The organism is Syntrophorhabdales bacterium, from assembly GCA_035541455.1.
GTDB lineage: Bacteria > Desulfobacterota > Syntrophorhabdia > Syntrophorhabdales > WCHB1-27 > JADGQN01.
Genome location: DATKNH010000036.1, coordinates 1 through 5,379, shown reverse-complemented (window position 1 = coordinate 5,379; position 5,379 = coordinate 1). Strand labels below are relative to the sequence as shown.

Below are 5,379 nucleotides of genomic sequence, written 5' to 3'. Positions count from 1 at the left end.
GCTGACACCGACTAATTGCGCATATCAGTCCACCAAAAGGCCGACAATTTTTTGCTAAAAGAGAGTGTCCCGGCTAAGCTGGTCCCGCATTCAGCGGCCGTGAAAGGGCAGGTTGCAGGACACCGAGTCGGTTGACGATTTCAGTGTCCATATGGGTGTCCATAGAGGTGTCTACAAGCGGTAGACTCCGGTGATACTGGATGTCACTCAATAGCAGGAAAGTCGCTAATAGTATAGATGAATATAGTAATCTGTCACACTGGGTAGCATTGAGTAGAAAGGCCCTTGATCGCTCTTCTAATCCGTAGGTTCCGCGTTCGAGTCGCGGCAGGCGCGCTTGTAATGTCAATAACTTACAGGCTAAGCCTCAATTTGATTCCTGTCACAGGTAACACATAGGTAACTTCCTGGAAAATCCCGGCCTACTACAAGTCCGAGAGTTACTGAAAGTGTGAAAACGTGATTTTGTCGCACGCTCGCACATTTCATCTGGTACTGGTGAAGTCGTGTTTGTTTGACTAAAGCGCTGAGAACAAAACCTGCAGCGTGGCTCGGAATGATTGCTTTTCCTTCCTCCTGCGCGCAGACCCGGATATGGCTCAGATGGCAACTTCGAAGGCAATCCTATCATAAGCAACGGAGGGTATCTTCTTGTCTTTGGTCTCTGCGACCTTGACTATACCCAGATCTGCAAGGTATGACACGTCTTGGAGAACATTTTTCAGGTCACGATTCAGAATGCGTGAGAGCTCATAAACGGAAGACGGTTTCTTATGTTTGATTGTCTTGAGCACCGCGAGCCTCTTCTCCGTTAGCACTTTCCTCATTTCCTTAAGATTGGGAAAGTAGACGGCACGCTTTTCTGTCACGTGCTGGCCTTTTTGCAATTTGTCGATGACTTCTCCGGCCTCTTTCAGGGCATCGTCAAGCGTCCTGACTTCAATGGTTATTCTTTTGGTCTTCATCCCAGTCGCTCCCCCTCATGTCGATGAGGTCTTTCTTGAAATCGGCTATCGTCCGCCAAATATCCAGGTAATCGTACGGCTCTTCTCTGCCCCGGTAATGTCTGTGATGTCCCTTGCCTTCGGCATTATCATAACCAAGGAGACGTGTGCCGTCACGTATATACGCGATTGAATACTTGACACCATGCGGAACCGCCTTAGATCTGGGCACCTGCCACACTTTGATTTCAACAATCTCATTGCCTCTTACTTCCTTTGTGTGGAGTACCAAGATAGAGGTCACTAGTGGGTATTATATACCAACTAATACGGAAAGTCACTCCTGCGGAAGGGCTTCTCAAAAGCCTGGCGCAGATGGCACAGCGGGCTTTGTACGTCTTTGGCCCCTAACCGCTCTGCCTCCCTCTTCCCCACAATGCCGACTTCAATCCCTCGAACACGTTGTAAACGATCGGGCAGATGGAGCAGTTCTCAACGACCCCTATTAGCCGGGACCTGAACTCGCGCTTATGCAGGTGCGGGAACGACCGGCAGTCATCGGGACGCACATCGTAGGCGCTGCAACGGGTTCCATTGAGAAAACGGCAGGGCAGCTGCCCCAGCGCATATCTGCCTTTCTGTTTGGACGGTCGAAGATAGTCACTGATCAGTTGTGCCTGCTCCATGCCGAGATGGCCGGCCAATCTCCGGACGTCCTTAGTAGTGAGCAGGGGAGAGACAGCTCTGCAGCAGTTCGCACAGGCACAGCAGTCAATGTGCCGGGTGACCGCCTCGAGGTGCCGCCAGACAAGGCGATCAAGGGCAGCTGTCGACAGGTTGGCACCCTTGAGATACGAACGGAAGCGCCAGTTCTCCTCTTCGTTGGCCTCCGCGAGCAATCTGACCCGGTTAACGTCTTTCTCGATAACCATGCTTCTCCTGTTCTGTCCTTTCTTCCGCCCCATACTGGGGCAACCTGCCGTCAATCAGTATTATACAGCCTTTATTGCCGGGTGGCGCAACAACTTCTTCGAAGTGATCTGCTGACGCGGTTACGCATGTCTGTATGAGGGGATCACGAGTTCTTACAGCATATTGAATGACACAGAGGAATACCACGCAAACAGGCATAAGATCTGGAAGCTACACGTCATCCCTTTTTCTTCTCAGTCCTTCCTCTCCGCACCCAAGCGATCACTTTACGGAACCCATACGACTCCCTCTGCTTGGTTATGGAAGACTAATAGTGACACCGCAACGTGAGACTACGGATGTGACAGTCTCGCCCGAGCAGGTATACCTCTTCTTCCAGTGCCATTTCGCTTTCGTCAGCGTTGTGTATTCCAACCCGGCGAGCAAAACCGTCTTGCTTTCCCTGTCGGATGCTGGCATCATGCAAAAAAAACTGACTAAAAGGAGCTACGATGAAAGGGAACATTCCAGCACCATAGTGGAGAAAGAGAAACTTCGCGAGGCGTACGGATTCAAATAGTTGGCGCACGTTGCCGCGTGCAATGGAGCCAGATGACGTAAAAAGATTGCTTCGGAAGAGATTCACCCCGAGGGATAAATGCATGATTCTGATGCTGTTACGATCCGGCATGCGTATTTCTGAGTCGCTCGCCCTGAAGCTTGAGGACATCGATCTCAGGAAACGCACCGTGACAATACGTGAAAGTGCAAAGACCGGAAACGCAAGAATCACCTACCTGAGCGACGATGCCTACAACGCGCTTCGGAAATGGATGAAAGCACGAAAGGCCAATACAAAATTCCTGCTCTACGCGCGCGGTGAGACGAACATGAGCTATTCAACCGCCCGGTCCAGCTTTTCCAAGTGTCTCAGAAAAGCTCACCTCGTGCGAAAGGGGTACACGCTGCATAGTTTACGTCATGCTTTCGCAAGTGAATTGCTGTGCGCCGGAATGCCCCTCGAGTCCCTTCAAATTCTTATGGGCCATTCGGATATTGAGGTAACGCGAAGGTACGCGCGACTGACAGACAAGGCACTTGAAAAGGATTACTTCGAGGCCATGAAAATAATTGAAAGGGGGGCTATCGATGGATCATACCGAAGTGTTTACCAGATATAGACGTTTTCTGAAGAGGGCAAACTATTCGAAAACCACCGTCAGGGGCTACACATTCATCCTCAGGGTTTTCCTTAACTGGATGGCCGTCCCGATCGACTAGGTGACCTGCGACGTCATAGGTGAATATATTGGTTTTCTCCACCACAGAAGGCTGAAGCCGAAGACGATAAATTGCTATCTTGATGGAATCCGAAAGTTCTACGACTACCTCAAATTCGAAGAGCGAAGGGATATCGTCAATCCCGTGAAAAACGAGTATAAGCAGATACTGCCCAAGCCTTTACCAAGATTTCTTAAGGATCAGGAGTTGAGGATGCTCCTGCGTCACGTCACCCACATGAGGGATCGTGCGATGCTACTTCTGATGCTGCGGTGCGGTCTGAGGGTAGGAGAAGCGACCAATCTCACCTTTCCGGCAATAGACTTCGGAAGAAGAAGTATCCTCGTCTTGAATGGCAAGTTTCGGAAAGATCGGATTGTCTATATGAGCGACGATACCATCGATGCCTTGCACGCATATATGGAGACGAGACCACCATCAAAGGTATCAAGGGTGTTCTTGGTCCAGAAAGGCCTCTATAGAGGCAAACCGTTATCAATTCGCGGCATCCAGAAACGAATGGAGCAATATGCGAAGAGCACGGGAGTATCCGTTTCATGTCACCGTTTTCGCCACACCATGGCAACACAGTTGTTGAATGCGGACGCGATGCTTCCGACGGTTCAACAACTTATGGGCCATGGCTGCGTTTCAAGCACCCAACGGTATGCCGGGGTTTCGAATACAAAGGTAAGGCGTGATTACTTCAAGGCAATGGCAATCATACTCGGAGCGAATAGATCAGAAGATCGGAGGCTAACAATAAAGAGCAAAACACAAGAGTAAAGCATAGCCGTACAATTAGCAAGACTACTTTCTCCTCGACAGATAGAGGTGTAGAGGACTACTTCCTCTTACCATTAATTCCTGTATAAGTAGTGTGTCAGCAGGTAAGATTAGCCCCAAGAAAGGCAGGGGGACTTATTTCTTCCTGGGTCGCCGAACCCTTATTGCAGTCTGTCCCCTCTTGGAGCCATGATACGTTGACTGGGCCGTGAAGAGCCCTTGTGACTAAAGAGGATTGGCCGGAGGCAATCCCTGCTTTTCTGCTACGTTCAAGAGGTATGCGCTATGGCTCTGTGTGTTGGGATTGACGTGTCGAAAGAGAAGTTTGATGCGTGCGGTATAGGGGAAGGAGGAGAAAAGATCTTCTCCGTCTCCTGTTCCATGGACCGAAGTGGTTTTGATAGGTTCATTCTGCAGCTACCAGCGGACAAAACCACTTTGGTTATAGGCATGGAATCGACGGCCTGTTACCATATTCCGCTCTTCTCGTACCTTACCGCACAAGACTACCCCGTTGTCATCATTAATCCGCTGCTCATCAAGAACTTCGCCAAGCGCTCCTTGAGGAAAACGAAAACCGACAAAAAGGACGCTTTGACGATTGCCCAGTTTCTCATGCGGGAGAAGGAGACGCTCTCCACGGACAGACCTTCTCACCTCATAAACGAACTCCGGGATCTTGCCAGGAGAAGAGAGAAGCTCGCCGATCAGGTGACCTCGCTGAAGAGTGACATGAAGCGGATCCTCTCCGTTACGTTCCCGGAACTCGAACGCGTGACGGGCGTCTTCACGAAATCTACTCTTCGCCTTCTCGCTGCGTTCCCATCAGCCCACGCCCTTAAGGAGGCCAGTCACCCTGCGGTCGCCGGTATCGTCATCAGTCGGTCCCGAGGCAGGAAATCCCAAGCCTCGGTCCATGCACGCATGGCAGCGGCGGTATCGTCCGTGGGGATGGCGAGCGCAGCAAAAGAGCTCGTCCTGAAACAGGAAGCCTCCCTGCTCCTTCACGTAGAACAACAGATGAAGGAGACCACGGAACTGTTGATCAGCCTCTGCAACGAAAGGATACGTGAGGACACGGAGATCCTCTGCTCTATGGAGGGCATAGGAGAGAATACCGCGACGACCTTCCTGGTCGACATGGGGGGAGACATAGGGATCTACGCAAACGACAAGAAGCTGATCGCTGCAGCTGGCCTCGATCCTTCGACCTATCAATCAGGCAAATACGAAGGAGAAAGCAAGATCAGCAAGAGGGGGAACCGCCATCTCCGGAGGGTCATCTGGCTGATGACCACCAAGGTCATTACCAATCGTGAAGTCTTCAGGGCCTACTTCTTCAGGAGAAGAGAAGAAGGGCTCATTTACAAAAAGGCTGTTCTCGCGACGGCCCATAAACTCATTCGCGTGATCTTTGCAATGTTGAGCCACAAAACATCTTTTGTCGGAGGGAGAA

General features: G+C 50.8%; 7 protein-coding genes. 4 read left to right on the top strand and 3 right to left on the bottom strand.

What is annotated here, in order from left to right; all coding sequences use genetic code 11:
* Positions 1–599 precede the first annotated feature (599 nt).
* From VMT71_04000 to VMT71_03990, 3 genes are all read right to left on the bottom strand, one after another.
* A complete protein-coding gene (locus VMT71_04000) occupies positions 600–965 on the bottom strand; it encodes a hypothetical protein (protein ID HVN23106.1) in 366 nt (121 codons plus the stop codon).
* Positions 940–1,248 carry a DUF6516 family protein gene (locus VMT71_03995; protein ID HVN23105.1) on the bottom strand — a complete coding sequence of 103 codons (309 nt, stop codon included), beginning with the start codon at positions 1,246–1,248 and terminating at the stop codon, positions 940–942. The genes VMT71_04000 and VMT71_03995 overlap by 26 nt, the downstream gene beginning before the upstream one ends.
* 103 nt (positions 1,249–1,351) lie before the next feature.
* On the bottom strand, positions 1,352–1,909 hold the full coding sequence (locus VMT71_03990; protein ID HVN23104.1) for a YkgJ family cysteine cluster protein: 558 nt from the start codon (positions 1,907–1,909) through the stop codon (positions 1,352–1,354).
* A gap of 281 nt (positions 1,910–2,190) precedes the next feature.
* Between VMT71_03990 and VMT71_03985 the strand changes: the two genes are divergently transcribed.
* The 4 genes from VMT71_03985 to VMT71_03970 all read left to right on the top strand — a co-directional run.
* Complete coding sequence (locus VMT71_03985) at positions 2,191–2,436, top strand: hypothetical protein (GenBank protein ID HVN23103.1); 246 nt, start codon at positions 2,191–2,193, stop codon at positions 2,434–2,436.
* Positions 2,437–2,458: 22 nt separating this feature from the next.
* Complete coding sequence (locus VMT71_03980; GenBank protein HVN23102.1) at positions 2,459–3,037, top strand: tyrosine-type recombinase/integrase; 579 nt, start codon at positions 2,459–2,461, stop codon at positions 3,035–3,037.
* Positions 3,038–3,137: 100 nt separating this feature from the next.
* Positions 3,138–3,923: a tyrosine-type recombinase/integrase gene (locus VMT71_03975; GenBank protein HVN23101.1), complete on the top strand. Its 786-nt coding sequence runs from the start codon at positions 3,138–3,140 to the stop codon at positions 3,921–3,923.
* A 285-nt stretch (positions 3,924–4,208) separates the two neighbouring features.
* Positions 4,209–5,379 (top strand): IS110 family transposase (locus tag VMT71_03970; GenBank protein ID HVN23100.1); only part of this gene is annotated, 1,171 nt, incomplete at its 3' end.